The sequence below is a fragment of the Serratia sp. JSRIV006 genome (assembly GCF_019968685.1).
Lineage (GTDB): Bacteria > Pseudomonadota > Gammaproteobacteria > Enterobacterales > Enterobacteriaceae > Chania > Chania fonticola_B.
This window is the reverse complement of record NZ_CP074137.1, coordinates 4,027,241-4,046,124: the sequence shown is the minus strand read 5'-3', so window position 1 is coordinate 4,046,124 and position 18,884 is coordinate 4,027,241. Positions and strand designations below refer to the sequence as shown.

Genomic DNA, 18,884 nt, shown 5'->3' with positions numbered 1-18,884 from the left:
CCAGGCTGACTGGCAGCAAGATCCCGCTCAATAATTCGGCATCCATCCCTGTTGAAGAATGCCCGCTCTATTTCGAGCCTGTATACACTATTGCAAATGCAAATAATTATCAATAGTATTCCTTGTGCCGTTTGGCATTTGGGAACCGGTGAGTCGCACGGCGTGCCTTGCCAACAACACAATGAGTGGGCGTTTTGAAAACTGAACAACAACCAGCAAGCAGTACGTTATTGGCGAGCAAGCATGCAGGGAGCCACGGTTGGTGGCTGGATATCGCCCGGCGTGGTACCCCCTTGGTGGAACCGCAGGATAATGGGCGATGGAAGGTGACGTTCTTGTGGCGCGACCCTCAGGGTGGCGAACTGACCTCGGCTTATCAACGAGTCTGGATCCATATCAACTGCCTCACCGATCATCACCAAGCGTCGCCCCCGCAGAGCCTGCAACGGCTTGCGGGTTCGGACGTCTGGTATTGGCAAACCGAGCTGCAAGGCGACTGGCGCGGCAGCTACTGCTTTATCCCCTGCATGGAGGATCGTCCCTTCGAACCGCAGGGGGACAATTCTCACGCCAACATGCTTTCTATTCGCCACTGGTGGCACCAGGTGTTTGCCCACGCAACTCACGATCTGCTTAATCCTTACCGCGCCTGGCCTGGAGTCGGGGGGCACACGCTTTCCGGCTTGCATATGCCACAGGCTCCCCAACAACCGGCCTGGCGGGACTTTGACAACTATGCCGTGACCAGCGGCCGCTGTACGCCAGCACCGCCTGCCAAACTGCAACGGCATACCTGGCATAGCCAGCGATTGGGAACCTCCCGCCACGTCTGGATCTACTCCACCGGTGAAAGTAACCCGGCGGCGCGGCCATTGGCTATTTTGCTGGACGGCCAATTCTGGGCCAATCAGATGCCGGTCTGGGATCCGCTGATGCAACTGACGCGTACTGGCCAACTGCCGGAGGCGGTCTATCTGCTGATCGACGTGATTGACCAGCAACACCGCGCACGGGAACTGACCTGCAACGATGAGTTTTGGTTGGCCCTACAGGAAGAGTTATTACCGCAATTGGCCGACTGGGCTCCGCACAGCCGTGAGGCTGCCAACACCGTAGTTGCAGGGCAAAGCTTTGGTGGCTTGGGTTCGCTCTATGCTGGCCTGCGCTGGCCGGAATATTTTGGTGCCACCATCAGCCAATCGGGCTCGTTCTGGTGGCCACGCCGCGATATGTTGCAACTGCCCACCGTGCCCGAGGATGCCTGCTGGTTGATCCGCCAGGTAGAAGACGGGCAGTTGGGTGCGCGCGGCAAGCTGAAGGTATTTTTAGAGGCCGGGGCGCATGAAAAGCTGGTCCACCGGGTGAATGACCGTATGGCGGCCCTGTTAAGTGAAACCGGGCATCAGGTGCAGTATCGGCTGGTGGAGGGCGGGCACGATGCGTTGTGCTGGCGCGGCGGTTTACTCGATGGTCTGCAAGCGCATTGGTCGGAGCTGGTCAACCGCCGTGCCGAATGGAAGCCGTCCGCCAACCCTCTTCATGCTTAAGGAGCAAGTAATGGAAACCTTAAACCCGTTCGATGACGAGCAGCAAATTTGCTACGTCCTGCGTAATGAAGAACTGCTTTACAGCCTGTGGCCGGATTTCAGCGCCATACCGGCCGGTTGGGTCAGCGTTTTTGGCCCGGCTTCCCGGGAGCACTGCGTCAACTGGCTAGAACAGAATTGGCAGGATATGCGGCCCGCATCACTGCGTAAGGCGTGATGGAGACGCAGCAAGAACCGACAACAGGAGCGAACGTCGTGTCAGAAACCTCTATTTTACCCACCGGGCAACAGGTTACCGTTGAGTTGCCATTGGTGGCGGCGCAGCCCGGTATTTGGGTTGCCGATCAAATTTCACCGTACGGCAATGCCTATGCGGTCGCCCATTATATCGAACTGAACGGCCCGCTGGATAAAGAGCACCTGTTACAGGCGATCTCACTGGGACTGGCCGAAGTGGACACCTTAAGGCTGCGTTTCGTCGAGCGTGACGGTGTGCCGATGCAGTATTACGACGCCACGATGCCGTTGGCTGCGCCGGAATGGGTTGATTTAAGCGACTCGGCGGATGCAGAGGCGGCGGCCCACGCGCTGATGCAGATCGACCTTGGTGCCGAATTACGGGTGAGCAGCGGCAAACCGCTGTATCGCCATATCCTGATGCGTCTGGCCGACGATCGCTGGTTCTGGTATCAGCGTTACCATCATCTGGTGGTCGATGGCTTCAGCTTTACCGCTATCGCTCGCCGTATCGCCAATATTTATACCCGCCTATATCAGCACGAGCAGCCGGAGCCGACGCCGTTCACGCCTTTTAGCGATGTGGTGGCGGAATATCAGCAATACCAGCAATCCCCAGGTTATCAGCGCGATGCCGATTTTTGGTTGAACAAGGCACGGCAGTTGCCCCCGCCAGCTACCCTATGCCCGCAACCGTTGGCCGGGCAGGCACCTTCGACGCGTATTCACCGCTTGGCACAGCGCTGTGCCGCGCAGGATCTTGCGCCACTGGTCAGTCTGGGCCAGCAACAGCAGCTCAGCGCAGCCGATATGGCGATGGCGCTGGTGGCCGTGTGGGTGGCTCGTCTGACAGGTCAAACCCGCTACAGCGCCGGGTTTATTTTTATGCGCCGCATGGGCTCGGCTGCGCTTTGTGCCACCGGGCCGGTGATTAACGTATTGCCGGTGGAGATGCACGTCGCGCCGCAGGCAACGCTGGCCGATATCGCAGCACAAATCAGCCGTGAACTGAAGTTTGCCCGCCGCCATCAGCGCTATGATGCTGAACAGGTACAGCGCGATCTGGGGCGTATTGGCGACAGCCAGCCGCTGTATGGCACCGTCTTCAACTTCAAGATGTTCGACTACCAGCTCGATTTTGCCGGTATCAAAGGGATCACCCACGACCTGGCCTCTGGCCCGGTGCGAGATCTGGAAATCGCCTTGTTTATCGATGAGGCGGGCACGCTGAAGATTGAGCTATTAGCCAATGCCGAGCGTTATCAGTTGGCCGAATTGACGGAGCACTTACAGCGCTTGCCGCTGCTGCTGCGGCAGTTTGCGGCACAACCGACATTGCCGGTGAGCGAAGCCGATTTGCTGAGTGAAAAAGATCATGCGCTGCTGGCCAAGGTGAACGACACCGCTTATCCGGTGGCAGCCCAGACCCTCAGCGGTCTGCTGGCCGAGCAGGCGAAAAAGACCCCGAATGCCCCGGCGCTGGCAGATGAGCACCACCGGTTCAACTACCGCGAAACTCGCGAACAGGTGATCGCCTTGGCCCAGCGTTTGGTGGCTCAGGGTGTGCAGCCGGGCGACATCGTGGCGGTGGCATTGCCGCGTTCGGTCTTCCTGTCGCTGGCGTTAATGGCGATAGTGGAGGCGGGAGCGGCCTATTTACCACTGGATACCGGCTATCCAGATGAGCGCCTCAGCATGATGCTGGAAGACGCGGCCCCACGCCTGATTATCACCGATGCTTCCCAACAGGCGCGTTTTGTGGGGCAGGGGGAAGTGCTGTTATACGATGCGCCACTGGTAGCCAACGCTGCTGCACCGAGCGTGATCCAAGGCCCGACGCCGCATCATTCGGCTTATATCATCTTTACATCCGGCTCAACCGGGCGGCCAAAGGGCGTGCTGGTTGGGCATCAGGCCATCGTTAACCGTTTATTGTGGATGCAGCACCAGTACCCGCTGGCAGCAGATGATGTGGTGCTGCAAAAAACGCCGTGCAGCTTTGACGTCTCGGTGTGGGAATTCTTCTGGCCATTGATGGTGGGCGCGCAGCTAGTGATGGCTCCGCCGGAGGCGCACCGCGACCCTCAGCAACTGCAAACGCTAATCGATCGGCATAAAGTCACTACCCTGCACTTTGTTCCTTCGATGCTGGCGGCATTCGTTGGTGCCTTGGACAGCACAACCGCCATCGCCCATTGCCAGCCACTGCGTCAGGTGTTCTGCAGCGGAGAAGCGTTACCTGCAGAACTGTGCCGCCTGTGGCAGAGCCGCACTCAGGTGCCGTTGCATAACCTCTACGGCCCTACCGAGGCGGCGGTGGATGTGACCTGGCATCCGGCCTATGGTGACGCCCTTGCTGCTGTCACCGGTGCTAATGTCCCTATCGGGCTGCCGGTGTGGAATACCGGTTTACGTATTCTCGACGCTCGCTTACGCCCAGTGCCACCGGGTGTAGCTGGCGATCTATATCTGACCGGCGTGCAGCTGGCTCATGGTTATCTGGCCAGGCCGGATCTGACCGCCAGCCGCTTCGTCGCCGATCCGCAGGGCAACGGTGGCCGGATGTATCGCACCGGTGACGTCGCCCGCTGGCTGCCAGACGGCGCGGTAGAATATCTGGGCCGCAGCGACGATCAGCTGAAAATTCGCGGCCAGCGGATTGAACTCAGTGAGATCGACCACGCCCTGCTGTCATTGCCGGGCGTGAGTCAGGCGGTGGCTCATGCCTTGGTATTGGAGGGCACGGTCGTTGATGCGATGGGAGGCGATGCCCGGCAACTGGTGGGCTACCTGGTCCCGCAACCCGGCGTGCATCTGGATAGCGAAGCCCTACGTGCCGCGCTAGCCGATCGCTTGCCGCCGCATATGGTGCCGATCGCCCTGGTCGAAATGGCCGAGTTGCCGCTTAGTGCCAACGGCAAGCTCGATCGCAAAGCCTTGCCACAGCCGCAAACAGGGGCTGGAAAGGCCGGGCGCGAGCCGGAACCCGGGTTGGAAAGCGAGATTGCTGCCGTTTTCGCTCGTTTGCTTCAGCGCGAGCAGGTATTTGCGGATGATGATTTCTTTGCCTTGGGCGGGCATTCATTGCTGGCCATGCGCCTGGCCGCCGAGTTGCGGCGCGATCTGGGTAAAGCGGTGTCGGTTGGTCAGGTGATGGTCGCTTCGAAAGTAGAGCAACTGGCTCAGCTATTGGCAGAAGAACGTACGCAGGAAGAGGCCGATCAATGCGGTTTTGACAGCGTGTTGCCGCTGCGCGTTACCGAAGGCCCAACGCTATTCTGCCTGCACCCGGCTTCCGGTTTCTCCTGGCAGTTCAGCGTGCTACCGCGTTATATCGATCAGCATTGGTCGCTGGTAGGCATTCAGTCTCCACGCCCGGATGGCCCATTGGCGCTGGGTGAGGATATGGATCAGGTCTGCGATGCGCATCTGGCCACGGTATTACAGGTACAGCCACACGGCCCGTATCACTTTATCGGTTACTCCTTGGGGGGAACGTTGGCTCAAGGTATCGCAGCGCGTTTGCAGGCGCGTGGGGAGGAGGTGGCTTTCCTTGGCTTGCTGGATACCTATCCGCCAGAAACCCAGAACTGGGACGTGATGCTGGACGACAACGTGCTCAAAGAGGTACAGCGCGAGCGCGAGCAGTTCCTGGCGGTATCAGAAGATACGCTCGATCCTGCGTTGGGAGAGGCGCGGGTCGCGATGTTTGACAATATCGAAGCCAACTATGCGGATTCGGTCAGGCTGTTGTCACACACCCATACGGCGCATTTCCAGGGGCAAGCGACGTTGTTTGTGGCCAAGCGCACCTTGCAACCAGGCATGGATGTGCAGCAGACTTGGGCGGAATATGTCGATGCGTTGCAGGTGTTTGAGCTGGATTGTGCGCATGTGGATATCGTTTCACCGGCTTCGTTCAAGGTGCTAGGTCCCTTGTTGAACCGGGTGTTGCGGGCACTGTAACTGTAAGCGTGGTGCAAACTGCAGGTTAAAAACGACGGTGAGCCGTCCTCGTTGAAAAAACATTTCCTGGTGGGGTGTCTGCGATAAGTGGCAGGAGATCTAACGCGGCACTTGCCCTGTTGCTGTTGCCACCAAGTATGACCTGTCTTATCATCCCAACCGGGCAATAGCAATATTGCCCGTCAATGGAGGCGATCCGCGTGCGCACGGGCAGCGGTGACGGACATTATCCAGTCAGGAAGGAATAAAATTTGAAACAGCTACAGAAAACCCGTGGATACCGGCAGCCACTGCTTGCCTGTCTGATCATCAGCAATGTCCTGCTGATGGCTGGCTGCGCGAATGAACGCCCGGTCACCTCGTCTGTCACACCGACTGCGGAGCCTACGCCTGTTGTCGTTGAAACCCCGCCATCCCCGCAAGAACCGACGCCTATAAGCAGGTGTCAGAGCGATCTTGCCGCGTTGCAAACCGTTAGTCCTCGGACCTATGCCGTCAGGAAGGCTAATTTTGACAGTCTGCTAGCCAACGTCTCGTTTTACAGCGGGGTACGCGGTGATGTGAACGCATTGACCAAAAATACGGTAGACGCACTGTATAAATATAAAACCAATCAGTTGTGCACACAGATCGGGCAGGACTTGCTTAACGGACTGATCCGCAAAATGGAGAGCGTGAAATGAAGTTGGGGTTAAAGTATGGTTTGGCCTTGAGCCTGACGTTGCCGGTGGGCTGCGCATTGGGTGCAGAGCAACTCAAGGATGACAGGGCCAGCACCATCAATGCCTTGGAAGCGATCACCAGCCAAGAGAGCGAGGCTCCGGCGTTGTTGCTGTTGAGCCCTTCTCAACTCAATGAGATCAGCCCTCCCGCAGAAAGGAAAGTGAGTAAACCTTCCACCAATACCAAGACCCGCGAGTCAGCGCCCCTGCAAGCACAAATCAAACAGCTAAATGCTGCCCTTGCCCAACGGGACCAAGAGCTGCAGCAGCTGCGTCAGGCAGCACAGCAGGATGCGGATGCTCGCGCCGAGATTAGCCAGTTGAAAAAGACCCTGCAGGAGAATTTGCAGGCGACGGAGCAGATGCAGCAGGATATGGTGGCTGCGGCGACGGCTAAAGGTGAGAACTCCAACGAAAACGGTAGGCTACAGCAGGCGCTGGACCAAAGCCGCCAACAGAGTTCGGCGTTGCAGAAACAGTTGGCTGCCCTGGCCAAAGCACACACCGATAATAGCGAGGAAAACAAGGCGTTGCAGGCAGAGTTGAACGATAGCCGTCAACAGGCCGAGCAAGCGAAAAAGGCGTTGGCCGAGTTAACGGCGAAGACTGAAGCTAAACCCATCTTGCAGCTTGCGCTGGACGAAAGCCTGCACAACCAACTGACGATGCTGAAAGTAGCCAACGAACAGCAACAGGCGGAAAACAGCCGGCTGCAGCAACAGCTGGCTACGCAGCCACGAGAAATCATCGAGCCGAAGTCAGAGCGTGAGATCCGTGATTATGCCATCGGCAGTTCCCTGGCAGAAGACATGTTGGCCTTGCTCAAACAGCGAGCGGCTCAGGGAGTTGAAGTGGATAGCCGTCTGGCGCTGGCGGGGGTGCAAGATACCTTCGCGGGCAAGCTCAAGCTGCAACCGGAGCAGATCGACAAGGCCTTGGATGCCAGCGAAAAGTTGGTGCAACGTAATGCACAGCAGCAAAAGTTGGACACCGAAAAGGCAGGGGCAGCTTACATTGAGCAGTTCGCCAAACAAAAACAGGTGAAGAAAGAAGCTTTAGGTTACTTTTACCGGATCGATAAGGTCGGTAAAGGAACTATTGGCGCGAACAACATGGTCAGCGTGGCGGTAAAAGAGAGCCTGATTAACGGTAAAGTCGTCAAGGATATGCAGGCGGCAGGCACCTCGGTCACCCAGTTACTGAGCAGCTATCCACCGATATTCAGAACGGCGATCTCGAAGCTGCAAAATCACGGCAGTATCACGATGGTCGTCCCGCCAAGCTTGGCTTACGGCGATAAAGGTCTGCCCCCTGATATCCTGCCGGGATCGACCATGGTCTATAACGTAACGGTATTGGATGTCGCACCTGCCAAGTAAATGGAGCACGGCTGTGGCTACCTGAGTAACGGTTTTTCAACCTTGCACGGCCATAGTTAGTAACAGCTCACGGTGATGAAGTCTCAGTAGAGCCATCGGCTATCAGCCGGTGGCCTGATTTTTCATTGTGGGTTTGCTGGCCGCTATTTCCCCAATGGCACCACCAGCGGCGTATGCGAAACCGGATCGTCGATGATCACGCACTTCAGCCCGTAAACTTCCTCGATCAATTCCGGCGTCACAATGTCTTTTGGTGCCCCCTCGGCCACCACTTTGCCGTCGCGCATGGCGATCAGATGGGTGGCATAGCGGCAGGCATGATTGAGATCGTGCAGCACCACCACCAGCGTGTAATGATTCACCCGATTCAACTGGCGCAGCAGTTCCAGCAGATCGATTTGGTGAGTGATGTCCAGCCAGGTGGTCGGTTCATCCAGCAGCAGCAGCGGCGTTTGCTGGGCCAACACCATGGCGATCCACACCCGCTGGCGTTGGCCACCGGAAAGGGTGTCGACGGGTTGATCGGCCAACTGCGCCACGCCGGTTGAGCGCATGGCCTGTTCCACTGCCTGCTGATCTTCGTCGCGCCAGCGGCTGAACAGGCTCTGATGAGGGTAGCGGCCACGGGCAACCAGATCGAACACCGTGATATCGCCTGGGGCAATTGAGCTTTGCGGTAACAGGCCCAGTTGGCGTGCGACTTCTTTGGTGGGATATTCGCGGATTTGTCGGCCATTTAGCCATACTGAGCCCGCCTGGGGTTGCATCAGGCGGCTGAGGGTGCGCAGCAGCGTGGATTTACCGCAGGCGTTTGGCCCGATAATGACCGTCAGTTCGCCGTGAGGAATAGACACTGAAAGATCGCGTGCGACGATTTTCTTGTCGTAGCTCAGCGTCAGGTTTTCGGCACGCAATGGTGCGGTTAACGGGGTTTCAGCATTCATTTTTTTCGTGACTCACGGATTAGTAACCAAATCAGATAGATGCCACCGATGCTGACGGTCAACACGCCGACCGGCAACTGATAAGGCATAAACAGGCGCTGCGCTGCCACATCGGCCGCCAGCAATAATAGGGCACCGGTCAGCGCGGTGAGCAGCAAGACATGCTGGTTGGCGCACAGGCGGCGGGCAATTTGCGGGGCGACCAGAGCAATAAAGGAAATCGGCCCGGCCACGGCGGTGGCGGCAGCGGTTAGTATCACGCCGACCAGCAACAATAACAGCCTGGAGCGTTCAACCCCAACGCCGAGCGCGCAGGCGGTGTCATCTCCCATTTCCAGCAGCCGCATACGTCTTGTCAACGTCATCAATACCAGTAACGCCAGCAGCAGTACCGCCAGCACCGGCAGGCTTTTCGCCCAGGTGATGCCGTTGAGGGATCCGGCATACCATAGCCCGGCGGTCATAGACGCTTCCAACGAGGCGCTGATGATCATCCAGGTATTGGCGGCCAGCAGCAGGGCGCGAACGGCAATCCCGACAATAATCAGGCGGAAGGTTTCTACCCCGTTGCTCCAGGCCAACAGATAAACCACCCCGGCGGTAAGCAGGCCACCGGCCAACGCCCCAGAGGTAATGCCGATAACGCTGCTGTTAAACAGCACGATGGCGACCAGCACGCCGCTATAGGCTCCCGTATTGAAACCAATCACGTCAGGGCTGCCGAGCGGGTTACGCAATAGTGACTGGAAAATCGCACCGCTGAGGCCGAGCGCTGCCCCCAACAGTAAAGCCATGGCCACACGTGGCAAACGCCACTGGGTGACGATCACCGCAAGATTGGTCGGACCTTCGCCACGTAGCGCGTCGATCACCTGCGCCGCGCTGAGTTGCAAGGTACCAGAACCGAGGGCATAAACCGCCAGCGCAAGGCAGGCGAATAACAACAGCAGGGCAGTTGCCAAAGGACGCGCCAGCCGAAACGGTTTTTTGGCGAGGATCTGGCGGGAAACCAACAGGCTCATCTTATCCTCCCCGCCGGAACATACGGCGCTGGCGCACCAACATAATCAACATCGGCGCGCCGATCAGGGAAAGTACGATGGAGACCCGCAGTTCCCCCGCGACCAGAAAGCGGCCCAGTAAATCAGCGCTCAGTAGCAGGATCGGCGTTAAAACCAGCGTCCAGGGCAGCATCCAGTTGAGTTCTGACCCTGCCAGCCGCCGGGCAATGTGGGGCATCATCAGCCCGACAAAGGCGATAGGACCAACGGCGGCGGTAGCTCCGCCACACAGCAGCGTAATAGCTAACAGGCCAAGCAGTTGGGTGCGAATAATTCCGGTGCCGAGCGCCGCTGCAAGCTCACTCCCCATACTTAAGCTGTTCAACGCCTTGCTAAGCCACAGAGTGATCAACGTGCCCAGCAGGATTGGCAATGCGACGCTGCGCACTACCGCCATATTCTGAATGTCCAGTGTGCCAGCTTGCCAAAAACGCAGCTGATCGAACACCAAAGGATTGAGCAGAGCGATGCCGGTGGTCATCCCTTCCAACACGGCGGCCAGCGCCACCCCGGCTAGCGTCAGGCGTACAGGATTAACGCGGCTGCCGCCCATTGCGCCTACCAGCGCCACCAACAGCGAGGCAAACAGCGCACCGGCAAAGGCGAACCACAGATATTGGCTGACGTCGGTCGCACCAAAGAAGGTAATGCCCAACACCACGGCGAAACCGGCTCCGGAGTTAACCCCCAAGATACCAGGGTCTGCCAGCGGGTTGCGGGTGAGGGTTTGCATCAGCGCGCCAGCCAGCCCAAGTGCGATGCCAGCCAACACGCCGATCAGCGTGCGTGGCAGGCGTGCTTCGGTAATGATGACGCAGTCTGCGCCGCTGCATTGGCCATTCAGCGCGGCAACGACGTTAGTGAAAGGAATGGATTTAGCCCCCAGCGACAGGCTGAGCATCATCACCAGCAACAGCACGACAAAGGCGCACAGCAGGCCAAACAGGCGCAGCCAGAAGGAGCGGGATAACCCCATAAACAGAGTGCCCCTGCGGTCAGGAAGCGGAGGAGAGCAATTAGGTGTAAGCCGGAACATGACAGCCCATTATTAACTGAATATCAATGATATCTATTATCATTATTGATTGTATTTATCTATGGTAGCATGGCAGCCTGACCAGCACTAGCGCTGAGCCTCTCGAATATCGTGTCGTTGTTTGTGGAAGATCAAGGATATAAGTTGTGGTGATAACAAAATGAATAAACCCTCTATTTTGCTCGATTTTAGCCTGCTTAGGACCAACCCCGCTTTTCGTGCCGTATTCTGCGCCCGTTTTATTTCGATCCTGGCATTGGGCCTGATGGCGATCGCCATTCCGGTGCAGATCCAGGCGCTGACTGGGTCAACTCTGTTGGTTGGGCTTGCGGTGACCCTGGCGGGCGGCGGAATGTTTGCCGGTTTGCTGATGGGCGGGGTGCTGGCCGATCGCTATGAACGCCGTCGGTTGATCCTGTTTGCGCGCTCAACCTGCGGTGTGGGCTTTCTGGGGTTGTGCCTCAATGCTGCGCTGCCTGCACCTTCGCTAACGGCGATTTATCTGCTAGCGGTATGGGACGGATTTTTTGGTGCGGTAGGCGTGACGGCGTTGCTGGCGGCGACACCGGCGATCGTTGGCCGTGAGAATATCGTGCAGGCCGGGGCCATCAGCATGCTGACCGTACGCTTTGGGTCGATCCTGTCTCCCGCTATCGGCGGGTTGGTGATCGCTGGGGCAGGTATCAGCTGGAACTATGCGCTGGCGGCCTTGGGGACGCTGATCACTTTGATCCCGCTATTAAAATTGCCTCAGTTGCCACCACCACCGCAGCCGCGTGAACATCCGTTGCGGGCGCTGATCGGCGGCTTCACCTTCCTGTTCCAGAACAAGGTGATTGGCATGGTGGCGCTGATTGGTGCGTTGATGACCATGGCCAGCGCGGTGCGCGTGTTATATCCGGCCATCTCCGGTATGTGGCAGGTCACTACCCAGAGCCTGGGGATCATGTATGCGGCGGTGCCATTAGGGGCGGCGATTGGCGCATTTACCAGTGGCCGGGTGGCTCAGGTGGCGCGGCCGGGCTGGATGATGTTGATAACGGCGATAGCGGCTTTCGTGGCCGTGGGGCTGTTTGGCCTGATGCCTTGGTACGGTATGGCGCTGTTGTGCCTGGTGGTGTTTGGCTACCTCAGCGCGCTGAACTCGCTGCTGCAATATGGCCTGATACAGAACCTGACGCCGGACGCGTTTCTGGGCCGGATTAACGGCCTGTGGACCGCGCAGAACGTTGTAGGGGATGCGCTTGGTGCCTTGCTGCTCGGCGCGATGGGGGCATTTATGCTGCCAGCGATGAGCTCTACCAGCTTCGGTTTTGGTGCGGCGTTGCTGGCCGTGGTGCTGGCGTTTGCCATGCGTGGTTTGCGCAACGTGAGCATGGGCGGGCAGAGCGATAAACTCCAACCCGCCGTTGCGGCTACGGAGAAATAAACAGCTTTTCCAGACGCGTCAGCAAGTTGCTGGCGCTGTAATAATCCAGGCGGAAGGTGTCGTTCCCCAATGGGTAAACCCGCTTATTCTCCACCGCTGGCAGATGAGCCAGGAAACTGTTGCTCATCAGCCGCTGTGCATCACTTTCATCGTTGGCGAATAACAGCAGCGTTTGCCCATTCAAGCCTTCTGCCAGGTTTTCACCGCCAAGTTGGACGATATCTTTACGCGCCCCTTGGCTGGTGCTGGCGTTGAGTTTTGGTGGCAAAGTGGCCAGGGTAAAGCCTAGCTGTTGCAGCAGTTGCCCTTGGGATGAGTCTGCGGTCCACAGGTTGGCATTCTTGCCATCGCTGCGAAATACCAGTGCCGTTATGGGCTGTGGTGGCAATGTCATCTGCTGTTTCAGCGTTTTCTCACGGCGATCAAACTCGCTGACGATCTTCTCCGCTTGTGCTTCATGGCCGGTCGCTACGCCGAGGATGTTGGCCAGTTCCTGCCAGCTTTTATCGTCGTAGTTCACCACCAGCACCGGAGCGATGGCCGACAGCTGATCGTACAGGCGCACCGCAGAATCGGCCCCGGTAGCGGACATCACAATCAGGTCAGGTGCCTCACCGGCGATTGCCTCGGCGTTGGGTTCACCAATATATAACCGCTTCACTCCACGTTTGGCCGCAATCTCTCCCCACTGGTGGAAAAAGCCCTGCCGATCCGATAGCCGGTTGTTTGGGCTGGTGGCTCCGCTGGCGATCACCGGAGCGTCGATCGCCAACAGCGTACCGGTGACCGTCACGCTGGTGGAGACGATGCGCTGTGGAGGTTGTTTAAGGGTGATAATGCCGTGTGAGGTTTCGATACTGCGCGGCCAGGCTTGAGTCTCGGCTTGGGCAACGCTCAACGCCAGCAGGCCAAACAGCGCCAGGCTGAGCCGCAGGGGGATTGACATCGGTGAGATCCTTTTAATCCGAATGATTATCATTCATTGGTCATAAACCACCAAGTTTACCCCTTAATGTGGGTTAGCAGAAGAGGTTACGTTTATTGACATGGTCAGTTCTGGCAGGTACTTTATCGCGGATGCAATACAAATGATAATCATTATTATATTGGTTATTGTTAATGAAACAAGAGGAAGTACCTATGGACGTAGCCGTTAAGGGCGCTGCGCAAAAGGACCTGCAACAGGGTGTAGATCTGGCACAGGCCGCCACAATATCCCCGACTTCAGGTTTCTTTTTTACCTCGCCTTTTCGCAGTCTGAGCACCCAGGGATGCTTTGCCCGCATCACCTTGCCAGCGGTTGATGGCGATGACCTGCAGGGCCAATTCCAGCAGGCGATACAGCAGACATTTGCGCAGGCCCGCAAGGCAGGCATCAAGGATCCGCTGCTGTGCGGCGCAATCCCTTTCGATACTCGTCAACCCTCGTCACTGTTTATCCCGCAACAGACGCAATGGTTCGATCGTGAAACCCTGCTGACCAGCTTGGCGCCTGCTGCTGGACCGATCCCTGAGATTGTCCGCCAAACCGAGTTGCCAGCGCAGCCGCAGTTTATGCAGATGGTTAGCGATGCCGTACAGGCAACTAGCGGTGATCGATTGGATAAGGTTGTGCTCGCCCGCCTGTTGGACATTGAAACCAGCAAGCCGGTAGACCACGCAGCGCTGATGGCGCGCATCATTGCCCAGAATCCGCACGGCTTCCATTTCCACGTGCCGCTGGCAGAGGGGGCATTGGTGGGAGCCAGCCCGGAGCTGCTGCTGCGTAAATTTGGCGACCAGTTCCATTCCAACCCGCTGGCGGGTTCGGCTCGGCGCGAAAGCGATCCGCTGCGGGATCGGGCCGTCAGCGAACAACTGTTGGTTTCGGGTAAAGACCGCTATGAACACCAGATCGTGACCGAAGGCATGCGCCAGGTCTTGGCTGGGCGTTGCAGTCATTTGCATATTCCCGCAACCCCTGAACTGCTCAGTACCACCACGCTGTGGCATCTTTCGACGCCAATCGACGGTGAAGTGGCCGACCGGGCAGAGAATGCCCTGTCGCTGGCCTGCCTGTTGCACCCTACGCCGGCATTATGCGGTACCCCAACGCTGGCAGCTCGCGATCTCATCGAACAGCTTGAGCCGTTTGACCGGCAGCTGTTTGGTGGCATCGTCGGCTGGTGTGACGCCGAGGGCAACGGAGAGTGGGTCGTCACCATCCGTTGCGGCACCGTGAAGGGTAATCAGGTACGCCTGTTTGCCGGTGCGGGCATCGTGCAGGACTCTTCCCCGCAGTCCGAATGGCACGAAACTGGTACCAAACTCAGCACCATTCTGCGTGCGTTTGGCCTTAATCAAGGATAGAGAGTCCCCCATGACTATTGCTTTTACCCCCTGGCCTGAAGAGTTCGCGCGCCGTTACCGCGAACGCGGCTATTGGATCGATCGACCGTTGACCGACATCTTGGCCCGTCAGGCAGATAACGACGCTATTGCCATGATCGACCCGCAACGCAGCTTAAGCTATCGCCAACTGGAACAGCTTTCCGATCGTCTAGCCGCCGCCCTGTTACGGCGCGGGCTACAATCCGGTGATACTGCGTTGGTTCAACTAGGCAACGTGGTTGAATTCTATGTGGTGTTCTTTGCCCTGTTGAAAATCGGCGTGGTGCCGGTGAATGCCCTTTTCAGCCATCAACGTAGCGAACTGAACGCCTATGCCAGTCAAATCAAGCCTGCGCTGCTGATTGCCGATCGCGAACATGCCCTGTTCGCGCAGGAGCAGTTCCTGGATACGTTCAGAGAACAGCATCCTTCGCTACGGGTGGTTGGGCTGCGTAATCAGGCCGAAGGTGAACAGGCGTTGGCTGCTTGGCTGGAAGAGGATCCAGGTGCTTTTGAACCGACGCCAACGGCCGCCGATCGGGTGGCGTTTTTCCAGCTTTCCGGTGGCAGCACCGGTACGCCGAAGCTGATCCCGCGCACCCATAACGATTATTACTACAGCATTCGCCGCAGCGTAGAGATTTGCCGTTTTGACAGTGCTACCCGCTATCTGTGTGCGTTGCCGGTGGCCCACAACTATCCAATGAGTTCTCCGGGCGTGTTGGGGGTGTTTTACGGTGCCGGGCTGGTGGTATTTGCCAGCGATCCTGCGGCTGCCCAATGTTTCAAACTGATCGAACAGCATCAGATCACGGTCACCGCGTTGGTGCCGCCTGCGGTTACCCTGTGGTTGCAGGCGATCGAAGAGTGGGGCAGCAATCAGCCGTTAGCCAGCCTGGCGCTGCTGCAGGTCGGCGGAGCCAAATTGGGGGAAACCCTGGCGGCCCGCATACGCAATGAGATCGGCTGCCAGTTGCAGCAGGTGTTTGGCATGGCTGAAGGGCTGGTGAACTACACATTGCTGGATGACGACGACCAACACATTCTCACCACCCAAGGCACGCCAATGTGTCCGGACGACGAGCTGTGGGTGGCAGATGAACAAGGTAATCCGCTGCCGGTAGGGGAAACGGGTCGTTTGATGACGCGTGGGCCATACACCTTCCGCGGCTATTACCAAAGCCCTGAGCATAATGCCGAAGCCTTTGACGAGAACGGTTTCTACTGTTCCGGCGATCTGATCAGCCTGACGGCGGACGGCTATGTGCAGGTACAAGGGCGGCAGAAAGACCAAATCAACCGCGGTGGTGAAAAGATTGCTGCAGAAGAAATTGAAAACCTGCTGCTGCGCCACCCGGCGGTGATTAACGCCGCGCTGGTGTCGATGCCGGACGAGCTGATGGGTGAAAAAAGCTGCGCCTTTGTCATCGCGCTCGAGGCCGTCAAACCCGTGGTACTGCGCCGCCATCTGCGTGAGCAGGGCGTGGCCGAATTTAAATTGCCCGACCGCTTTATTCAGGTGGAGTCACTACCGTTAACCCCGGTCGGTAAAGTCGATAAAAAACTGCTGCGTGAACGCCTGGAAGCGCAACAACTGGCTCAGGCCAAAGGAGAATAAGTCATGGCGATCCCTAAACTTAACGATTATGCGTTGCCAACGCCGAGCGAACTGCCGGTTAACAAGGTTAACTGGGCCTTCGAGCCACAGCGCGCAGCACTGCTGATCCACGACATGCAGCAATATTTCCTCAATTTCTGGGGTGAAGATAGCCCGCTGATCAAACAGGTGGTCGAGAACATCGCCGCTCTGCGCCGCTACTGCAAGCAGCAGGGTATCCCGGTGTTTTATACCGCGCAGCCTAACCAGCAAAGTGATGAAGACCGTGCTTTGTTGAATGATATGTGGGGGCCGGGGCTGAACAAGCACCCAGAGCAGCAGGCGGTGGTCAGCGAATTGGCGCCGGATGCTGACGACACGGTGTTGGTGAAGTGGCGTTACAGCGCGTTCCACCGCTCGCCGCTGCAAGAGATCCTGCAAGAAAGTGGGCGCGATCAGCTGATTATCTGCGGCGTCTACGCGCATATTGGCTGTATGACCACGGCTATCGACGCCTTTATGCGTAACATCAAGCCGTTTATGGTGGCCGACGGTCTGGCGGACTTCTCCCGTGAGGAACACCTGATGGCCCTGCGTTACACCGCCGGGCGCTGTGGTCGGGTGGTGACTACCGCCGATCTGCTCCCTGGTATTGCCAGCATCGATGCGTTGCGCCAGCAAATTATCCCATTGCTCGATGAAGATAGCGAAGACATCGGCAATGATGAAAACTTGATCGATTACGGTCTGGACTCGGTGCGTATCATGGAGTTGGCAACCCGCTGGCGTAAAATTCGTGAAGATATCGATTTTATCGCGCTGGCCAAATCACCGACGATCGATAGCTGGTGGGCGTTGCTTTCCGAGAGGAAATCCTGATGGGTAGAGAACAGGAATTTAGTGGTAAACGCGTTTGGGTGACCGGTGCCGGGGCGGGGATTGGTTATCAAACCGCATTGGCGTTTGCACAGAGTGGGGCCGAGGTTATCGGCTTCGATCTGCATTTTGGCGATCTGGACTACCCGTTCCGCACCGAGGTACTGGATATCACTGATGCCGATGCGGTAGAGAGCGTTTGTCAGCGTTTATTGGCGGAACATGAGCGGTTGGACGTGTTGGTCAATGGGGCTGGCGTTCTGCGCATGGGGCTGACCGATGAAACCAGCAATGCGGACTGGCTGGCCTGCATGGCGGTGAACGCCGGTGGTGCCTTTAACCTGTTCCGTCATACCTTGCCGGTGTTCCGCCGTCAGAAGCAGGGGGCCATCGTGAGCATTGCCTCTAACGCGGCCCATGTGCCACGTGTTGGCATGGCGGCCTACTGCGCCTCCAAGGCCGCTATGCGCAGCCTGTGCCAAACCGTGGGGTTGGAAATGGCGCCTTATGGTGTACGCAGTAACCTGGTTTCCCCCGGTTCGACCAATACCCCGATGCTGCGCGGGATGTGGCAGGATGAACACGGAGAAAGCAATATGATCAAGGGTTTCCCCGACCAGTTTAAGTTGGGGATCCCGTTGGGCAAGATTGCCCAGCCGCAGGAAATTGCCGATGCGATCCTGTTTCTGGCGTCTGACCGGGCTAGCCATATCACGATGCAGGATATTGTGATCGATGGTGGGGCGACGTTGGCGGCTTGAGTTTGGGTTGTGGGTTGAGCGGTTGATTTGAAGAAGGGGGCTGATTATTCGGCTCCCTTTTTTGTTTTTGGGGAGGTTAGTTTTGCAGGAAGACTGGCTGTTTGCGTTCGCCGATAGTCAGGTTGAAGGCGATATTACTGGTAGCACGGACTGTTCCCTCTCCTTGGGGAGAGGGTTAGGGTGAGGGGACATCACCGTGGGCTAAGGGGGCGGTTGCCAGGTAGGTCAAAAGAGTAGCAGGGGGCGAGCATTTGGCACCTGTACGGTGGGTCGTGCAGGATGACCGGCCGCCGCCGTTGTCTCGCAAGCGAGACTCGAACCTGAACGCAGGTTCTCACCCACACGACCCTTCTTTGCGTATGTGGTGAAGGAGATGGCACTGTTGTGGGGAGCACATATGCGAAAAAGGCGCCTAAAGGCGCCTTTTTCTAAATGGTGGTGGGTCGTGCAGGATTCGAACCTGCGACCAATTGATTAAAAGTCAACTGCTCTACCAACTGAGCTAACGACCCACGAATGTGGTTTTCTGCTTTCTAAAGCTGAAATGGTGGGTGATGACGGGCTCGAACCGCCGACCCCCTCCGTGTAAAGGAGATGCTCTACCAACTGAGCTAATCACCCACTTCAGGACTTCCAGATACTACTCAATGAGAGAATGATGGTGGGTGATGACGGGCTCGAACCGCCGACCCCCTCCGTGTAAAGGAGATGCTCTACCAACTGAGCTAATCACCCTCATTGTTCTCATTTTTTACTGCGTTAACAAGATGGTGGGTGATGACGGGCTCGAACCGCCGACCCCCTCCGTGTAAAGGAGATGCTCTACCAACTGAGCTAATCACCCCGTCTTGTTGGAGTCGCATTATAGGGATAGTTGAAAGTGAGTCAACGGTTTTTAAAATGATTTCAATCGTTCGCCGCAAATTTAGACAGGATGCGATATTTATCGCCGACCAGGA

14 protein-coding genes and 4 tRNA genes are annotated in these 18,884 nt (G+C 57.4%); 10 read left to right on the top strand and 8 right to left on the bottom strand.

What is annotated here, in order from left to right; translation table 11 throughout:
* The first annotated feature begins 194 nt into the window (after positions 1–194).
* The 5 genes from fes (at position 195) to KGP16_RS18755 (ending at position 7,851) form a co-directional block, all read left to right on the top strand.
* Complete coding sequence (fes, locus tag KGP16_RS18775; protein ID WP_094982038.1) at positions 195–1,547, top strand: enterochelin esterase; 1,353 nt, start codon at positions 195–197, stop codon at positions 1,545–1,547.
* A 10-nt stretch (positions 1,548–1,557) separates the two neighbouring features.
* Entirely contained in the window at positions 1,558–1,764 is a 207-nt protein-coding gene (locus tag KGP16_RS18770) for an MbtH family NRPS accessory protein (RefSeq protein WP_021807049.1), read from the top strand.
* Positions 1,765–1,802: 38 nt separating this feature from the next.
* Positions 1,803–5,750 (top strand): enterobactin synthase subunit F, encoded by a 3,948-nt coding sequence (locus KGP16_RS18765; RefSeq protein WP_223500187.1) that lies wholly within the window; start codon positions 1,803–1,805, stop codon positions 5,748–5,750.
* Positions 5,751–6,001: 251 nt separating this feature from the next.
* Positions 6,002–6,433, top strand: a complete 432-nt coding sequence (locus tag KGP16_RS18760) for a hypothetical protein (RefSeq protein WP_218519067.1) — start codon at positions 6,002–6,004, stop codon at positions 6,431–6,433.
* On the top strand, positions 6,430–7,851 hold the full coding sequence (locus tag KGP16_RS18755) for an FKBP-type peptidyl-prolyl cis-trans isomerase N-terminal domain-containing protein (protein ID WP_021807046.1): 1,422 nt from the start codon (positions 6,430–6,432) through the stop codon (positions 7,849–7,851). The genes KGP16_RS18760 and KGP16_RS18755 overlap by 4 nt, the downstream gene beginning before the upstream one ends.
* 143 nt (positions 7,852–7,994) lie before the next feature.
* On the opposite strand, the gene KGP16_RS18750 is transcribed toward KGP16_RS18755, so the two are convergent.
* The 3 genes from KGP16_RS18750 to fepD are packed head-to-tail and all read right to left on the bottom strand — an operon-like array spanning position 7,995 to position 10,892.
* Entirely contained in the window at positions 7,995–8,795 is an 801-nt protein-coding gene (locus KGP16_RS18750) for an ATP-binding cassette domain-containing protein (protein ID WP_021807045.1), read from the bottom strand.
* Positions 8,792–9,817 (bottom strand): iron-enterobactin ABC transporter permease, encoded by a 1,026-nt coding sequence (fepG, locus tag KGP16_RS18745; protein WP_223500186.1) that lies wholly within the window; start codon positions 9,815–9,817, stop codon positions 8,792–8,794. The genes KGP16_RS18750 and fepG overlap by 4 nt, the downstream gene beginning before the upstream one ends.
* Position 9,818: 1 nt before the next feature.
* Entirely contained in the window at positions 9,819–10,892 is a 1,074-nt protein-coding gene (gene fepD, locus KGP16_RS18740) for a Fe(3+)-siderophore ABC transporter permease (RefSeq protein ID WP_037376375.1), read from the bottom strand.
* Positions 10,893–11,052: 160 nt separating this feature from the next.
* On the opposite strand from fepD, the gene entS reads away from it, so the two are divergent.
* The gene (gene entS / locus KGP16_RS18735; protein WP_094982034.1) at positions 11,053–12,321 is read left to right on the top strand and encodes an enterobactin transporter EntS; all 1,269 of its coding nucleotides are present in this window, start codon (positions 11,053–11,055) and stop codon (positions 12,319–12,321) included.
* Here entS and fepB read toward each other — a convergent pair.
* Positions 12,308–13,267, bottom strand: a complete 960-nt coding sequence (fepB, locus tag KGP16_RS18730) for a Fe2+-enterobactin ABC transporter substrate-binding protein (protein ID WP_223500184.1) — start codon at positions 13,265–13,267, stop codon at positions 12,308–12,310. The genes entS and fepB overlap by 14 nt on opposite strands.
* Positions 13,268–13,461: 194 nt before the next feature.
* On the opposite strand from fepB, the gene KGP16_RS18725 reads away from it, so the two are divergent.
* From KGP16_RS18725 to dhbA, 4 genes are read left to right on the top strand one after another with little or no spacing between them, the layout of a single operon-like run.
* On the top strand, positions 13,462–14,670 hold the full coding sequence (locus tag KGP16_RS18725; protein WP_179247703.1) for an isochorismate synthase: 1,209 nt from the start codon (positions 13,462–13,464) through the stop codon (positions 14,668–14,670).
* Positions 14,671–14,680: 10 nt separating this feature from the next.
* Complete coding sequence (locus KGP16_RS18720; protein ID WP_223500182.1) at positions 14,681–16,309, top strand: (2,3-dihydroxybenzoyl)adenylate synthase; 1,629 nt, start codon at positions 14,681–14,683, stop codon at positions 16,307–16,309.
* 3 nt (positions 16,310–16,312) lie between these two features.
* On the top strand, positions 16,313–17,167 hold the full coding sequence (locus KGP16_RS18715; protein ID WP_021807039.1) for an isochorismatase: 855 nt from the start codon (positions 16,313–16,315) through the stop codon (positions 17,165–17,167).
* Complete coding sequence (gene dhbA, locus KGP16_RS18710; RefSeq protein WP_021807038.1) at positions 17,167–17,925, top strand: 2,3-dihydro-2,3-dihydroxybenzoate dehydrogenase; 759 nt, start codon at positions 17,167–17,169, stop codon at positions 17,923–17,925. Before KGP16_RS18715 ends, dhbA begins: the two co-directional genes overlap by 1 nt.
* Positions 17,926–18,361: 436 nt before the next feature.
* Here the strand turns inward: dhbA and KGP16_RS18705 are convergent.
* The 4 genes from KGP16_RS18705 to KGP16_RS18690 form a co-directional block, all read right to left on the bottom strand.
* Positions 18,362–18,437: transfer RNA gene (locus KGP16_RS18705), tRNA-Lys, on the bottom strand.
* Between the two features lie 33 nt (positions 18,438–18,470).
* Positions 18,471–18,546: transfer RNA gene (locus KGP16_RS18700), tRNA-Val, on the bottom strand.
* Between the two features lie 38 nt (positions 18,547–18,584).
* Positions 18,585–18,660: transfer RNA gene (locus KGP16_RS18695), tRNA-Val, on the bottom strand.
* Between the two features lie 33 nt (positions 18,661–18,693).
* Positions 18,694–18,769: transfer RNA gene (locus KGP16_RS18690), tRNA-Val, on the bottom strand.
* Between the last annotated feature and the right edge of the window lie 115 nt (positions 18,770–18,884).